This window comes from Edaphobacter aggregans DSM 19364, assembly GCF_000745965.1.
GTDB lineage: Bacteria > Acidobacteriota > Terriglobia > Terriglobales > Acidobacteriaceae > Edaphobacter > Edaphobacter aggregans.
This window is the reverse complement of the sequence record NZ_JQKI01000062.1, coordinates 20,787-35,809: the sequence shown is the minus strand read 5'-3', so window position 1 is coordinate 35,809 and position 15,023 is coordinate 20,787. Positions and strand designations below refer to the sequence as shown.

Sequence of the window (15,023 nt, the reverse complement as noted above, 5' to 3'; positions counted from 1 at the left end):
AGTTAGACGCACGGTGCCTCGGGCACCCAGTCTCACACCCGACCCTAGGCCCTCTCGGATAACCTGAAAAAGCAATGGGCCACGAGTCCCAGATAGAACTATGGTTGGCACATGACCAACGTTCTGCTTGCTGGTTTCACAAGTCACTGGCATCGTCGCAAATCGAGTATGAGAACCACAGGGGGAGAACCCACAAGCGCTACGCGGTTGTCCGCAGCGTCCCGAGCCTTGGAGCGGAATGTGAGAACAATCCTGCTCAATTCCAAGGGGGCTGAAAATCAACAAAAATTCAGCCGAAGGCGAAGTGTTTTTTGTTGACTTTCCTTCTTATAGAACTTTTCGGGAGCGAAGCGAAAAAGGGCGATGGATACCGCAGGTTTGCTCAGCTCTGTGGGGCGCCGAAGTGGGTTCGGCGCTGACGCTACAGCTCGCGCAGAGCCTACGATACAAAACCCCGTATGTAGGGAGTATTCGGCGGCCGCGGCTCCGTTTCAAACATCGGTCCGTGTGTCGAGCGATACTCTACCTGCCATCCAGTGCAACGGATGCTGCCACCAAGTGCAAAGTTATGCTGCCATCCGGTGCAAAGTTATGCTGCCACCTTCGGCGATCCCAAAGGGTATGCAAAATATCATCCACGCCGAAGGCGGGCGGCTACGCAACCTCGGTTCGATCAGGACTTGGTCGGAGTCAGGCGCTGGAGAGTAAGGTGCGGTTTGCCGACAAACCGGGAGCAATCCCTTCTCCGACTAGGAATAGGCAGTTTGGGACAGTTCGCGAGGAGCCCTGTTTACTATGACGCCTACTGAAAGTTCTCTGCCATCGTGATGGAGCTATGCCATGCACCCTGGGCAAACCATACGGTCCGTCCGTGGCGCGAAGCGGCGAGATTTGCTGTCCAGGAAACAGGGATCTCTTCCAGTTGCAGCACCGGTGTAAGTCGCTTCGTCTGGAAGTTGTAAAACATGATCGTAGGCTTTGGTGCCCGCGTCAGAATTGAGCAGGTAGATTCCCGTCTCAGTCACGGCAAAATTGCCCCAATAGCCTCCATAGGGTCTTCAAATCTCGAATCATGCCCGGCGACTCTTGCTCGGTGGCTCTGCCGGGCCCTTAGTGGCTGCGTGCGCGCATTCGTTGAGAGTCGCCCTGGCTTATTCGGTCGGGAATCCTATCTGGCGGACTAGTTCAGCATAGCGCGGCTCGTTACGAATGGAATCGAAATCGGGGTCAACGCGGACCTGCAACAGTCCGGGTTGATGTATTTTCAGTCCCTGGAACAAGGTGTGCAGCGCTTCTTCCCGCATGCCCGCCAGCACGTACACGTTTGCCAGTTCCCAAAGGTCCGGCTGTGGGCGCTTCAGGATCTCGCCCAAGTACTTCCTCGCCATGAATGACATCGCCGCCTCATACCCCTTCCGACGGTACTCACGCAGGTATGCAGACACCCAGTCACTGTGCCCGTCCAGAGCGAGCATCTGGCTGCATTCGGCAACAGATTCATTGAAGAGCTTCAGGGACCCCAAGTCGAAGCAAAGAAAGCCGTGAGCAGAGAAGGGGTCATACGGAAGCAACTGGCGCGCCGAGGTCGCAGCGCCCTTGTAATCTCGCGCGATGTAGTACTCATTTGTGAGATCCCATCTCAAGTCCACGCGAAAGGGGTCCAGAGCGAGCGCCTGCTTGGAATGGTTCAATGCCTCTCCGGTGTTGCCCGCGAACCTGAGATAACGCGCGTATACGGCATGAGCCTCGGGCGAACTGGGATTCAACTGCAAGGCCCGCAGAGCATGTTCGCGGGCTGCGCGCCAGTCCCAATCGTGCGTCAGCTTGATCTGAGCGATGGCGGCGTGGTTTTCCGCAGCTTGGTCGTCCAGCGACAGTGCCTGCATTGCGTGCTGCTCAGCCATCCGCCAAGCCTCTTCGTCACCTTCATCATCCCGCAACGCGCGTTGACGATAGAAGTCCGCCAGACCAGCGTGCGCCGGGGCATACGAAGGATCCAACATAGTGGCGCGCTCGAAAAACGTTCGAGCCGTATCGTAAGGAGCGGGGGGGCGCAACTCATAGCGGCGGCTCATCTCAAATCGGCCACGAAGGTATGCTTCCACAACCTCAGGGTTGGCGGATTTACGATTGGCGCGGCCAAGTACCTGGATTTGCAGCTTCCGGCCGATACGTTGCGCTATCTCCGACTGGACTGACAGGACATCGCCAAGCTGCCGATCGAAGGAGTCGGTCCACAGCGTCGCCCCGTCAGCCATTCGCACCAGGCGTATCGAGATTCGTTTCTGGTCAACGTAGTGCCGAACGCTGCCCTCGAGCAAGTACTGCAAGTCGGATCGCTGGCCGAAATCGGCTATCGCGGACATGCTCTGCGGCATGGTCGCGGAGGGCCTGTATCTCACGACACTTAGTCGTTCTGGATTGAGCTGTCCGAGTTGGGTCAGGATTTCGTCAGTGAGCCCGTCGGCGAAGTAATCTTGCCCAGGATCTTCGCTGAGATTCTGAAGGGGAGCGACGGCAATTATCAGATGGCCCTGATTCTTACCCGAGGCCGGCGGCGTGCCACGGTGAATTACGAAGAGGGTGAGCAGGAGTACGGCTACCAGCCCAACTACGGCCAGGACTGCCTTGCTTCTATTGCCGGGCTGTTCGCGAGGGGCCGAGGCGGTTTGCGCCGGAAGCGCATCATGGTTTTCCACGACCGTGATGGCTCCGGTGAAGCGGTAACCCTTGCCGATCACAGTTTCGAGGTAACGCGGAGAAGCGGAATTGTCCTCCAGGGCCTGCCGTATCTTGCGAATGGCTGTGTTGATCCCGGCGTCGACGTCGATGTGAACGGCGTCTCCCCAGACAGTGCAGACGATCTCTTCGCGAGTGACGAGGGCTCCCTGTCTGCGGACCAGCAGCGTGAGCAGCTCCATCGGGGTTTTCTCCAGCTTTACGCGGCGCCCTGCACGGATCAACTGGAAGGAGGTGAGGTCGAGCACGAGCTCCTGCGGTACGGCTTTTTCGGGCGCCATTGAACTCACCCCGTGGCAAGGGATTTTACCCCTTTAGACAAACTTCATGGAAAGTTCAGGCGGACTCCAATGGACGAGCCAGCCCGCAGTGCGCCAGTCTGCTGGAAGTTTGGGACTGCCCTTCCGAGGTGACTATGAAACTAAGAAATTGGATCGTTGCTATCGCATTGGTGTCGTGGACGCTCAGCGGCCAGTGTGTCACCAATGCTTCCCCTGACAACAACCGACATCCCAACGTTGGCACCATCGTGGCTGAGTACTTGACTCCCGGAGTGAAGGATCAGGCATGTACCGGCACATTGATTTCAGCGACGGTATTCCTGACCGCCGGACATTGTGTCGCCTTCCTGCAAGGAATTGGTGTAACCCAGGTATGGGTCACGTTCGATCCAGTCTTTGGTCCGTCCGTGGCCCTGTACCCGGGGACCATGAATTTGAATCCCGCGTTTCCCGGCCCGAGCACCCGAACCCGAAGACCTGGGCGTGATCGTGCTCGACGCCCCCGTTAAGGGCATAGCCCTGCCACGCTACCGTCGCTGGGGCTCCTGGGCCGCATGTTCGCTGACGGCAGCCTGAAGAACACCCTGTTCACTATTGTCGGATATGGTGCGGCTGACACTGTGTTCGGAGGAGGACCTCCCGGCGCTACTCAGGGCGGGGTATCAGGCGCTATGCGGCCGAGGGATTCCAGGCGCTCAACCCGAATCTGCTAAAGCTGACCCAGAATAGTGTCTTCGGCTATGGCGGCAGCAATTGTGGCGACGCTGGCAGTCCCAATTTTCTGGGCGCCGCAGCCAGCGAGACCAGCATTATCGCCGCGATCACGATTGCAGAGACCCATGGGGGGATCGAGCTGAACGTCGCCTATCGTCTAGACACATCTGAGGCTCGTGCCTTCCTGGGGCAGTTCGTGATTCTGCCATAAAGGAGGGTCATCATCACGCGACCGCGCAGGCCCCCCGATCGCAACCCCCTTTATCGAACCTTACCGCTTGAATTCACATGCCAAGCGGTCCGATGGTATCCGTGCGTCTGTATCCGGCGCCCACAACGAAAGGTGAGGTCGATATGAAACGAAAATTGACGTGTTTCGTGGTGTTCAGTGCCGCAATCGCGGGCACAGTTCTCTATCCAGCAAGAAGTGTCCACGCGACGCCGGCTAACGGGTTACACGAACACGACGCTGGCTTTGGGCCGGGTCGGCGAAATCGATGTTTTTAACACTTCATTCCGCCCAACGGCGTCCTGGCGTGTAACCAGTTCTCCACGCTTCTCAACCAGAAGGAAGAGCAACTCCATCGGCCGCCTCTCAAGGGGCACGATCCGCTCGTCCCGTTGCAGCCGATAGCGCGACTGGTCAAGTGTGAACTCACCGAAATGGAATACATGGGCCGTACCTGCCCCCAACTGGTGCTGACATGCTGGCTCCGAAGATGATGCGACAAAGAGCTAAGTAGCAAACTGGTCAGTGCTTTGGCGCTTCAGAAAAACTTCAGACGACCTTCATTCGACCTCCATTGCATGAGATTGATCTCTCTGCCAAAGTACCCTCCTATTTCCCATAACCGGAGGTCAAAAAAATGAAGAGCAAAGTTCTAAGAGCGACAGCAACCGTTGCAATTCTGTGCGTTCTTCCGATTAGCGGGTATGTGCTCAAGATGTGGGCAACACAGCCCTCAGGCGTTATCCGCAGCTTAATTGGTAGAGGCACCTATGACCGCTTCATGGTGAATACTGATGTGAACCAGCCCGGGTTCCAGTACATAGCAAAAGGGCAACCCGCGATTGATATGGAAGTGGACACCCATTACTATAATCCGCTGGGATCGACTGGCTGGCATAAACATCCCGGACCGGTGTACATCACCGTAACCTCAGGCCAGCTCACCTTCTATGAATTTGATGACCTGACGTGCTCGCCACATGTGTATAGCGCAGGTCAAGGCTTTGTTGATTATGGCAGCGGGCATATCGGCATCAACCGTGATCCTAATAACCCGGCTAGCGATGTGACGGTCGCAGTGACATACGTCGGGGGTCCGTTCCGCACTGAGCTCGCTGCTGGAAACCCCAATTGCAACTTTTGACGGCATAACGATCGAATAGTAACGGGCCTGCGTTCGGCTGAAGGGAAACGTGCCAATGTATTCCGGATAGCGGTGCATCGCGATCATTCGCTTCCTGGGCTGCATTCAAGTGCATTCACGCGGAATTCGCCAGGCTCATCATAAAGGTGCGAACGGCTCACGCCGAGGCCTATCTGGTTCATTGAGTTGCGAAAGCCCAAACCACGTAGAGCGATCGCTGCGTTTGTGAGCGGATGACGGGCAACTCTGAAGTTATAGGATTGGGTAAGAGTTGCCGACGAGCTAGTACGGACTATCTCCCCATAATCTATGCTTCACCGCACCCTCACCCCATCGCTTCGAATGGCCGCGGGCGTAGGCGTAGTTGTCCCTGCCCGGAACAGGGCTGAAACCACTGCGTGAACTTGCTTCCCGTGATCTGCGAGCACGAACTTAAGTTGAATCCTCTGTCCTGGTGTCACGCCCGGAGGTGGAGGGAAATCAATCTCCGCGCTGCCGGTGCAATCCGGATTCACAGTGTAGGTCCCCGTCTCCCCATCTCTGAACCCATTCTCGTTCGTGGTGCCGGGGGATGGCGCACCATTGATCATGGTGAAGTCCACCTGAGTGAAATGGCCCATGCCGTCAAAACGCATGATCGACACGCCAGCCTGGGCGAATGCTACTCCGGTTGACGGAGGCGTGGTGGAAGCGGGGATAACAAGAATTTGGCCGCCAATCGTGAAGGCGTAGTCGCCAGAAAGCAATGCATCCGAGCATCCTCTCTCGTCGCCTCTCTCATTGCCTTGTGTGTAGGCCGGGGTAGCCAGCGCCACCAGGACGAACGCCAGTGGAAGTAAACCTCTGCCGATCCAGGATTTCATGTTTGCCTCCTTGGTTGGACACCATGGACGGCGGTAGAATGCATCCGCTCCTCCACCGGTTCCTGTTGACGGAGATTCTGTCTGCGGAGGTCCCGAGAGTCTCCCAAGTGGCACGACCATCCGAGCTCAAACTTGCCACGGCATGCATCTCTGGCATTCTGACTCTTACATGCACTTAGTCAACAAACCCGTTTGGGTGAGGTTGATGAGCAATAATCAACTCATCAACGGTGGTGTACAAGTGGTGTACAGACAGGGCCAGAAGCACCCCACAACACCCCAAAACGTCCTCTAACAAGCTTAATCACACAACAACATACGCAAGGTGGGGCCGTTTCGTAATCAGCAGGTCATCGGTTCAAGTCCGATCGTCGGCTCCATTCTTTCTCGATGAACGTTTGTGGCTTCGTGTGCGAGTATCTTCGTCATGAGGTTCGTCGCCCGTTTACTGACGGCGTTGGGTGCGGTGTGTCTTCTGAGCGCGGGGGCGACGGCTCAGGACCTGGAGCCGCGCGCATATTCGGCGTCGCCGGTGGGGACGAGGTTTGCCGGTGTGGGGTTTGGCAGATCGAGCGGAGATATTACGTTCGATCCTACGGTTCCGCTGACAGATGTGAATGCGACGTTCTACAGTCCTGCGCTCGGACTTGGCACGACGTTTGGTCTCTTCGGGCGGCAGGCGCTGTTGGCGACGGTAGTGCCGTACGGGTGGGGCAACGTTACGGGCAACGTGGGTGATCAGCGGGGCAGCGTGCATCGCTCGGGGCTGATGGATATCAGAACGAGGTTGTCGGTGAATCTGCGGGGCAATCCGGCGATGACTCCGGCGGAGTTTGCGAAGAGGCAGCATCGCAGCTTCATCATCGGGACGAGTGTGAGCGTGTTGGCGCCGAGCGGGCAGTATGACAACACGAAGTTGATCAATATCGGGGCGAACCGGTGGGCGTTCAAGCCGGAGGTTGGTGTGTCGTGGCCGGTGAAGAAGCTGGATCTGGACTTGTACGCGGCGGTGTGGCTGTACACGCCGAATGCGAGCTTTTATCCGGGGACGGCAGACCGGACGCAGTCTGCGTTGACGGCGCTGCAGGCGCATGTGAGCTACACGGTGCGGCGCGGGTTGTGGGCGGCGTTTGACGCGACGTGGTACGGCGGCGGGTCGACGAGGACGAACGGTGGATCGCCGACTGAGCGCCAGGCGAACACGCGTCTTGGCGCCACGCTGTCGATTCCTGTGGCCAAGCAGCAGTCGGTGAAGATTGCGTACAGCTCGGGTGTGAGCGGAACGATCGGGGCAAGCTTCAGCACGATCTCGGGGGGCTGGCAGTATGTGTGGTTCAAGAGATAGCTGCGGCAAGGGTGAGAATCTGATTTGGTACGCGTTATCCACGAGATTTTAATGGAGAGGGCCGTAAAGGTCTTGATTGGTGCGGACTTCCGCAGGATACTCCAGACAGTAGTCAGCAAGTCAGCAAGTCAGCAAGTCAGCAAGTCAGCAAGACGAAAGACAGTTTGGTTAGCAACGAACGAAAGATGCTTTGTCCCCGAGACGCCGACGTGACCAGATATAGCCGTCAAGACGTACTTCGGATCCTGCACCTGAATACGAGGCAGATTGCCTCGTGGGAGCGGGCAGGGTTGATCTCCCCGACAGAACAATATTCCTTCGAAGAGCTGGGGCAGCTTCGCGCGCTGCGCGATCTGCAGGCAAATGCGCTGAAGGCGCGGGCTCGCATCTCGGCGCGGAGCATACGGGCGTCGGTGGACGCGATGCAGCGGGCGGCGGGGATGCGGAATCCGCTGCTGGAGACGACGGCAGTGCGGCGCGGCTCGCGGCTGGCGTTCCGGCATGGCGGAGCGCTGGTGGATCCGATGACGCAGCAGCTGGCGTTTGACTTTGACGCGACGTCGGGGTCGCGCCTGGAGGTGGTGCGGACCGGCGAGTTTCGGCATGCGAGTCCGGCGCAGAGGGCGGCCGAGGTGCAGGAGATGTTTCTGCGCGCGGTGCAGCTGGAGGAGACTCCGGCGACGATGGCGCAGGCGGTGGAGATGTATGAGTTGATTCTCGCGGTGCGGCCAGAGCATGCGCCGGCGCTGATCAACCTGGGGACGATTCATTACAATCTGCGCGAGTTCGCGCGGGCGGAGAGCCTCTATCGCCGCGCGACGATCGCGGACCCGGAATATGCGCTGGCGTTCTTCGACCTGGGCAACGTGTTGGACGAGATGCAGCAGCTGACCGAGGCGACGGCGGCGTACCAGAAGGCCGTGGCGCTGGTTCCGCAGTACGCGGACGCGCATTACAATCTGGCGCTGGCGTATGAGCGGCAGGGGCAGAAGCGTCGGGCGCTCAAACACTGGCTGACGTACGTGCGGCTGGATCCGGTTGGACCGTGGTCGAGCCATGCTCGGGACCAGGCGCGGAAGATCATGAAGGCTGAGAAGCTGTCCATCGTGAGCCGACGGGGTCGGCTGGTGCGGGCTGGGTGACCCCTCCCTCCCCGTACTTTTTGCGCAAAGTATTCAATTGAGATGCTTTAGCTTCGTACTTCGCTAATTTTCGATTTGTAAAGTATCTCGATTCAGTTACTTAGATTTTATGTTCCTGCAAACTATTCATTCTATTCAGTTTACTTTCGGATGAAAAAGAGCCCCCGGGTGATCCCGAGGGCTCCTTTGACCTTCTTTATCAATTGTAGCGAATGGAAGGTACAATTTATATTTCGTTTGGAATCATTGAGTTAGGTGGTTTTTGGGCTTGACAAGGATTTTGGGGTCTCCCGGAAAAGGTGGGTCGCTTCGTCCTTCGGACTTCGCTCCGATAAAAGCGAATATGCAAGGTCTTGTTTTGGACGTTTTGACCGCAACCAGTTGCGGAACGCGGGGTTCAATAACTTATTGATAAGTCGCTGATCCGGTGACGACAACGCGAGACGCGGTCAACAGTCACAAGCGGGGAGACAGGAAAACCATCCTCGGGAGATGATCCGGAACACGGTACTTGTCAGAATTTGAGGTGGCTAAATTCCTCGTGGAGATTAGTCAATGAACACGCCCCTTACTTCTGTTCCGTCTGTTATGGCTGAAATCAGCCGCCTCCTCCTTCTACCGAAGACTTCCAAGAATGTCGAAGCGTTTGAAAAAGCGATCGGCCAAGCGAAGGCAATAATCGCCGAAGATAACAAAACTTTGGGATATCCCGTCCAAAACGATCCCATAAACTACGCTGTCACGATCGCAATGGCAATCTGGACCCTTCAGGGATGAACGAACGCGCCTAAGAGCCTCTGACGGCGAAGCGTGGGGTCGCTTCGTCCTTCGGACTTCGCTCCGGCCTTCAGCAGAGCGGTAGCGCCTTCGGCGCGGCTTTTAGAGTGCCAAGCCTGAAAGCTTGGCGTACCTAGCTAGAGGCGGTTCGAGCTTCGCTCGAATGAACCCACATCTCAGAATCGAGATGTGGGGCACCCGGCACCCGACGCGGCGAAGATGAGGCACCCGACTCTTCGTCTTGAAAAGTATTTCTCCATGCATCCGCAACAATAGTTACTCTGGGACGTCAATGAATGTGTCTTGCGATGTTGGTTCCTCACGGAGTCAGTATGGTTCGGACACCTCTCTTTGCTCTTACAGCGTTCATTCTGTCCGTGCTTGGCTTGGCCCGCGGCTGGGCGCAGGAGACCCCATGCGCTTTTAATATTTCTTCCGTGGGGTTCCCTCATGAAAAGAGCGGACCATTCACCGCGGTCTTCAAGACGACCTTTGAGCACAAGCTCGCAGATGGAAATCAGATCAATACGACCACACTCACTCGTCTGGCGCAAGACGCCTCTGGCCGAGTCTTCCAGGAAGGGCAGGCCGGCTGCTACGTTAGCCAGAATGGGCAGCGACTTCCCCGGTATCGCATCTCGATCAATGACAGGAAGGCAAAGATTATGAGCTCCTGGGCTACGGGCGAGGATGCGCAGAGGCTGATTAACATCTCTCACTATCCGGATTCCGCGGCGGTCATGAAGGCAAGTGAAGGGAATGCAACATCAAAGCCGAGCATGCCGCAGCAAAATGTTTATCAGCTGGAAACGAAGTTCGAGAGGCTCGGTACACGGGCCTTCGATGGAATCGCTGCTACAGGAACGCGAAGGACAAGAGTGATTCCTTCGGGGGAGGAGGGAAATTCTCAGCCAATTGAAACGGTCAACGAGGTCTGGTTCTCAGAAGACCTGGGGCTCGCCGTGATGACGATCACCGACGATCCTCGCAGCGGCCGTACGGTAACTCAACTCGCAGAGATTAAGAAGGGCGATCCGGATCCGGCGCTCTTCAAACCGCCTTCCGATTACGCCATTATCGAGCAAGGCTCCACCGTGATTACACCTGCGCAGAACTCTGGGGAGGCTCAGGGGCACTGAAGGCACGCAGTGAATAATTGTCCAAGGTGTCCTATAGCGGTGGTGGCGACACTGGCGAACTACGGGGATTCCTCCCCTTCGCTTTGCTCAGGGTCAGAATGACGGGTGTTTGAAGAGAAGAGAGTGTTGTGTGGGCTTCTATAGCGTCAGTTTGGCGATGGTGGCGAGTTGCATGAAGGATGTGCCTTCGTAGATCTTGCCGATCTTGGCGTCGCGGTAGAGCTTTTCTACGGGGTAGTCCTTGACGAAGCCGGAGCCTCCGTAGACCTCGACGGCCAGGGAGGCGACCTTCTCGGCGACGTGGGAGGCGAAGTACTTGGCCATGGCGGCTTCTTTGAGGAAGTCGTGTCCGGCGTCTTTGAGGCGGGCGGCGTTGTAGACGAGGAGGCGGGCGGCTTCGATCTGGGTGGCCATCTCGGCTAGCTGGAACTGCATGGCCTGGAAGTCGACGATGGGCTTGCCGAACTGCTTGCGCTGTTTGGCCCAGCGGACGGCGTGGCCCCAGGCGCCTTCGGCGAGGCCCAGCATCTGGGCGCCGATGCCGATGCGGCCCTCGTTGAGGGTCTCGATGGCGATCTTGTAGCCGCGGCCGGGTTCGCCGAGGACGTTGGCGGCGGGGACGCGGCAGTCGCGGAAGACTAGCTCGCAGGTGGAGGAGGCGCGGATGCCTAGCTTGTCCTCCTTTTTGCCGAGGGTGAAGCCGGGGGTGTCTTTTTCGACTAAGAAGGCGGTGATGCCTTTGTAGCCGGCGGCTCGGTCGATGGTGGCGAAGACGATGAAGAGGCCGGCTTCTTTGGCGTTGGTGATCCAGAGCTTCTGGCCGTTGAGGACGTAGTCGCCGGTGTCGAGTCTGGTGGCGCGGGTCTCGAGGGCGAAGGCGTCGGAGCCGGAGGCGGCCTCGGAGAGGGCGTAGGCTCCTATGGTTCCTCCGGCTAGTTTGGTGAGGTAGTTTTTCTTTTGATCGTCGTTGGCCCAGCGGTTGAGGGCGTTGATGACGAGGGTGTTCTGGACGTCGACGAGGACTCCGACGGCGGGGTCGACGGCGGAGATCTCTTCGACGGCGAGGATGGCTTCGAAGAAGGTTCCGGCGGAGCCGCCGTATTGGTCGGGGATCTCGATGGACATGAGGCCGAGGGAGTGGAGCTGTTTGAGGAGCTTGGGGTCCATCTGCTGGGTCTCGTCCATGTGGCGGGCGAGGGGGGCGATCTCGTTGGCGGCGAACTGGCGGACGGTGTCGCGGAAGAGGCGCTCGTCTTCGGTGAGGTGGGTTAGGGCGGCGGGGGTGTTCTGCTGGGTGGTGATGGCTGGCATGGGTCCTCTTCGGAGGAAAGTCTAGCATTTGGGGTGGTGGGGTGGGTGGGGATTCAGTGATGATTGCCTTCGTGGGCAGAAGGCAATCATCAGGGGCTTATGCCCCTTTTCAGGGCGGGGCAGAATGCCTGGGCTAAAGCCCAGGCTTACCTCAGGAGCAACGGCAAGAGCAAAGGCAACCGCAGGTCCTTCGACTTCGCCACTGCGTGGCTTCGCTCAGGATGACACGTTGTGAGGGACGCTGGGATCTGCGTTCTACGCGTGAGGATTTAGACTGGTAATTCAGGCCTTTACGCGATGACGAAGAAGCTGAACCCGACTCCGAAGACTCCGCTGCCGTTTCTTGGGCTGGCATGTGCGGTGGGCGTTTCGACGATGTATTACAACCAGCCGCTGCTGGAGGAGATTGGGCGGACGTATCACGCGGATGCGGGGCACACGGGGTTTGTGGCGACGGCGACGCAGGTGGGGTATGCGTTGGGGCTGCTGTCGTTCGTTCCGCTGGGTGATGTCGTGGAGCGGCGCGGGTTGATGATGAAGCTGTACGCGGCGGTGGCCGTGGGGCTGGTGCTGGTGTCGGTGGCGCCGAGCCTGTGGTGGCTGATCGTGGGGTCGGTGGTGATCGGGGCGCTGGCTTCGGTGACGCATGTGGTGCTGCCGATTGCGCCGGACCTGGTGAGCCATGAGCAGAGGGGCAGGGCGATCGGCACGGTGATGACGGGGTTGCTGCTGGGGATTCTGCTGGCGCGGACGTTTGCGGGGTGGGTGAGCCATGCGGGCGGGTGGAGGTCGGTGTTTGTGGTGGCGGCGGTGATGAATGCGGCGTTCGTTCCGCTGCTGTGGAAGGTGATGCCGAAGCTGCCGCCGAAGCAGAGTTTGAGCTATGGCGAGGCGATGCGGTCGCTGTGGACGCTGTACCGGTCGCAGCCGTTGCTGCGGGAGTCGAGCGCAGTGGGGGCGCTGGTGTTTGCGTCGTTCAGCTGCTTCTGGACCACGCTGGTGTTTCTGCTGGAGAGCCACTACCACCTGGGCGCGGGAGTGGCGGGGACGTTCGGACTGGTGGGGGCGGCAGGGGCGCTGGTGGCTCCGGTGGCGGGAAGGCTGGCGGATAAGCACGGGTCGCGGTGGGTGATCTCGGTGGGGATGGGGCTGCTGGCGTTCTCGTATGTGTGGCTGTGGGCGGAGGAGAAGGCGCCTGTGGCTACGATGTGGCACATGGCGGCGCTGGCGGTGGGAGTGATTGTGCTGGATGTAGGGGCGCAGATGTGCCAGGTGGCGAACCAGACGAGGATCTTCGGACTGGTGCCTTCGGCGCGGGGGCGGCTGAATACGGTTTATATGACGGTGTACTTTACGGGTGCGGCGGCGGGTTCGGCGCTGGCGACGCGGGCCTGGGCGCACTGGCAGTGGAATGGGGTGTGCGGGCTGGCTGTGGCGATGATTGGGTTGGCTGCGCTACGGCATCTGCTGGGACGGCGAAACGCGGATGAGGACCGCTGCCATCCTCGCCCGGAAGACGAGCTGATGGAGGCCTGACGGGGCTTTCTTCGAAACATCCATACCCCCTGAGAATCAAAGGAGGCCCTGTTGAGTTTACGGGCGAGGCGAATAGACAGATCGAGGAAGCGATCATAGTTGACTACCGAAGATTAGTCGGTACAGCGTCTCAGCCCTTTGGAGAAGCTGCGTTGCGGCAAGGTGGCGTGTCAGAATCCGAACCTTATCGTCCGTATCGAACTGGAGTTCATCGAGCTGCTCTGTGATTACTCTCATGTTCTCATGGAGAAACGGATAATCTCCTCCATAATTCTCTACAGCTCTCCGCCGTTCGGCGATGTCAGTTGTCAGCAAAGACCCTTTGGTGGTAGAACCAAGCGCACAAGGGAATCCCCCCTTACCTACAACTCTCTGCATTGGAATTGATGAACCACAGGGGTCCCCAACAGGAAGAGGCTATCCGATCCATTTATGAGAAAGCGAGAAATCGCTCACCACGCTTTTACGGAGATTATCATGTCATACCAAAAAATTGACCTCCGCGCTGAATTAGGCAAGCTCTCACAGGGCAAACCAACGAACACCCCCGCGTGGCTCATAGCGAAACTGATCCTCGATATGCTCCCCAAAGACCGACTCCCGAAGGGTCGAAAGCCGGTCGCTGTGGAGGAGTTAGAGCGTATGTTCCAACTGCCGGATTCACGCGCTTAGGGTGCCCCTTAATCGCATATAGAGACCCGCAGGCGCATCGGCGCTAATGCGCGCTGGTACCCCAGCTACGGTTTTGAGAGCAGGCTGACGCGCTCGTGGATGGCCTGGAGATCCGCCGTCACAAGGTTCGCGTACCGTCGCGTCATTTCGAGCGAGCTGTGACCCAAGACCTTTTGCAGATGGAACACGGAGCCGCCACGGCGAAGGTAGTTCACCGCGAACGTATGCCGGAAGGCGTGGAGGGTCCGAGCCGGTGGTTTGAAGCCAAGGTCCGTGCAAAGCGTCTTAACGTTGCGTAGAGCGTTCCGGCGGCTCCAGAGTGTGCCCGTCCTGCAAGCAAACAACAGCGCGTCTTCCCGGCACCCTGCGACGTAGCGAAACAAAACCTTTCGCAGCTCGGCACTGAAGGGGACGATTCGTTGCTTTCGGCCTTTGCCGTTCAATGTTACGAGCAGATCGGCGAGGTTGAGGTCCGATACACGCAAAGAGAGAGCCTCGGAGATGCGGCAGCCGGTGTCCAGCAAGAGCAACACGAGCAGGTGGAGCCGTCGCTGATACTTTCCTTTCGGCCTCCAGGAGACGAGACGCTTAACCTCAGCGTCAGAGAAAACCGGGAGCACAAGCTCAGGCTCTCGAAGCTGCCGCACGTGGGGGTGGGTGCAACCCGCTCCGCACCGCCGCTCCGAACCGCTCGCCCAATGTAGGTATGCGTTGAGACATCGCAGAATCGCGTTCGCGCCGGTCTCTTTCAGGCCCTTCTCTCGCATCTTCACCACAAGGTCTTTGAGGTCCGCCTGCGTGGGCGACTCTGAGGGCAGCCATTTTAGACAGCGCCGATACCATTCCAGTGTGCCGGGTGAAACGTTGGTGAGGTACTGACGTTCGCGGACAAATGCTTCCAGTCTCGGGGTCAACAAGGTTTTCTCCAATCTCGGGGTACAGGGATACGGAGGAAATCTCTTTAATTGTCGTAAGTTATTGAGCGCCGAGGGTGTGGTAGGCGAGGCAGGGATCGAACCTGCAACCCCGAGCTTAGAAGGCTCGTGCTCTATCCGATTGAGCTACTCGCCCCCGGCGCGTGCGTTAGTACGTCTGATTTTCATTGTAAATGGGGTTAGGAAAAGCCTCGAA

Annotated in this window: 11 protein-coding genes and 1 tRNA gene; 7 read left to right on the top strand and 5 right to left on the bottom strand. The window is 58.3% G+C overall.

Going from position 1 to position 15,023, the window contains the following annotated elements:
- Positions 1-1,151 precede the first annotated feature (1,151 nt).
- Complete coding sequence (locus Q363_RS20440) at positions 1,152-3,020, bottom strand: winged helix-turn-helix domain-containing protein (RefSeq protein ID WP_035354147.1); 1,869 nt, start codon at positions 3,018-3,020, stop codon at positions 1,152-1,154.
- Between the two features lie 1,580 nt (positions 3,021-4,600).
- Between Q363_RS20440 and Q363_RS40815 the strand changes: the two genes are divergently transcribed.
- Positions 4,601-5,107 (top strand): cupin domain-containing protein, encoded by a 507-nt coding sequence (locus Q363_RS40815; RefSeq protein ID WP_157467248.1) that lies wholly within the window; start codon positions 4,601-4,603, stop codon positions 5,105-5,107.
- Positions 5,108-5,421: 314 nt separating this feature from the next.
- Here the strand turns inward: Q363_RS40815 and Q363_RS20425 are convergent, their stop codons facing one another.
- A complete protein-coding gene (locus Q363_RS20425) occupies positions 5,422-5,970 on the bottom strand; it encodes a hypothetical protein (protein WP_035354135.1) in 549 nt (182 codons plus the stop codon).
- A 427-nt stretch (positions 5,971-6,397) separates the two neighbouring features.
- On the opposite strand from Q363_RS20425, the gene Q363_RS20420 reads away from it, so the two are divergent.
- The 4 genes from Q363_RS20420 to Q363_RS20405 all read left to right on the top strand — a co-directional run bounded on the left by Q363_RS20420 (position 6,398) and on the right by Q363_RS20405 (position 10,373).
- On the top strand, positions 6,398-7,315 hold the full coding sequence (locus Q363_RS20420; RefSeq protein WP_051979071.1) for a transporter: 918 nt from the start codon (positions 6,398-6,400) through the stop codon (positions 7,313-7,315).
- Between the two features lie 290 nt (positions 7,316-7,605).
- On the top strand, positions 7,606-8,457 hold the full coding sequence (locus Q363_RS20415; RefSeq protein WP_245632350.1) for a tetratricopeptide repeat protein: 852 nt from the start codon (positions 7,606-7,608) through the stop codon (positions 8,455-8,457).
- 555 nt (positions 8,458-9,012) lie between these two features.
- Positions 9,013-9,234 carry a hypothetical protein gene (locus Q363_RS20410; protein WP_157467246.1) on the top strand — a complete coding sequence of 74 codons (222 nt, stop codon included), beginning with the start codon at positions 9,013-9,015 and terminating at the stop codon, positions 9,232-9,234.
- A 332-nt stretch (positions 9,235-9,566) separates the two neighbouring features.
- Complete coding sequence (locus tag Q363_RS20405; RefSeq protein ID WP_035354128.1) at positions 9,567-10,373, top strand: hypothetical protein; 807 nt, start codon at positions 9,567-9,569, stop codon at positions 10,371-10,373.
- Between the two features lie 138 nt (positions 10,374-10,511).
- Here the strand turns inward: Q363_RS20405 and Q363_RS20400 are convergent, their stop codons facing one another.
- Positions 10,512-11,684, bottom strand: coding sequence for an acyl-CoA dehydrogenase (locus Q363_RS20400; RefSeq protein WP_035354127.1), 1,173 nt, complete (start codon positions 11,682-11,684; stop codon positions 10,512-10,514).
- A gap of 297 nt (positions 11,685-11,981) precedes the next feature.
- On the opposite strand from Q363_RS20400, the gene Q363_RS20395 reads away from it, so the two are divergent.
- Positions 11,982-13,220: an MFS transporter gene (locus Q363_RS20395; RefSeq protein ID WP_035354126.1), complete on the top strand. Its 1,239-nt coding sequence runs from the start codon at positions 11,982-11,984 to the stop codon at positions 13,218-13,220.
- A 477-nt stretch (positions 13,221-13,697) separates the two neighbouring features.
- Entirely contained in the window at positions 13,698-13,892 is a 195-nt protein-coding gene (locus tag Q363_RS20390; protein ID WP_157467245.1) for a hypothetical protein, read from the top strand.
- 65 nt (positions 13,893-13,957) lie between these two features.
- On the opposite strand, the gene Q363_RS20385 is transcribed toward Q363_RS20390, so the two are convergent.
- Together Q363_RS20385 and Q363_RS20380 are read right to left on the bottom strand one after the other, a co-directional pair.
- A complete protein-coding gene (locus Q363_RS20385; protein ID WP_157467243.1) occupies positions 13,958-14,809 on the bottom strand; it encodes a tyrosine-type recombinase/integrase in 852 nt (283 codons plus the stop codon).
- A gap of 77 nt (positions 14,810-14,886) precedes the next feature.
- A tRNA-Arg gene (locus Q363_RS20380) sits at positions 14,887-14,963 on the bottom strand.
- Positions 14,964-15,023: the final 60 nt, after the last annotated feature.

Coding starts and splice junctions, on each gene's coding strand:
- Q363_RS20440 (WP_035354147.1), bottom strand. CDS start 3,020: ATGGCGCCCGAAAAAGCCGTACCGCAGGAGCTCGTGCTCGACCTCACC.
- Q363_RS40815 (WP_157467248.1), top strand. CDS start 4,601: ATGAAGAGCAAAGTTCTAAGAGCGACAGCAACCGTTGCAATTCTGTGC.
- Q363_RS20425 (WP_035354135.1), bottom strand. CDS start 5,970: ATGAAATCCTGGATCGGCAGAGGTTTACTTCCACTGGCGTTCGTCCTG.
- Q363_RS20420 (WP_051979071.1), top strand. CDS start 6,398: ATGAGGTTCGTCGCCCGTTTACTGACGGCGTTGGGTGCGGTGTGTCTT.
- Q363_RS20410 (WP_157467246.1), top strand. CDS start 9,013: ATGAACACGCCCCTTACTTCTGTTCCGTCTGTTATGGCTGAAATCAGC.
- Q363_RS20405 (WP_035354128.1), top strand. CDS start 9,567: ATGGTTCGGACACCTCTCTTTGCTCTTACAGCGTTCATTCTGTCCGTG.
- Q363_RS20400 (WP_035354127.1), bottom strand. CDS start 11,684: ATGCCAGCCATCACCACCCAGCAGAACACCCCCGCCGCCCTAACCCAC.
- Q363_RS20395 (WP_035354126.1), top strand. CDS start 11,982: ATGACGAAGAAGCTGAACCCGACTCCGAAGACTCCGCTGCCGTTTCTT.
- Q363_RS20390 (WP_157467245.1), top strand. CDS start 13,698: ATGTCATACCAAAAAATTGACCTCCGCGCTGAATTAGGCAAGCTCTCA.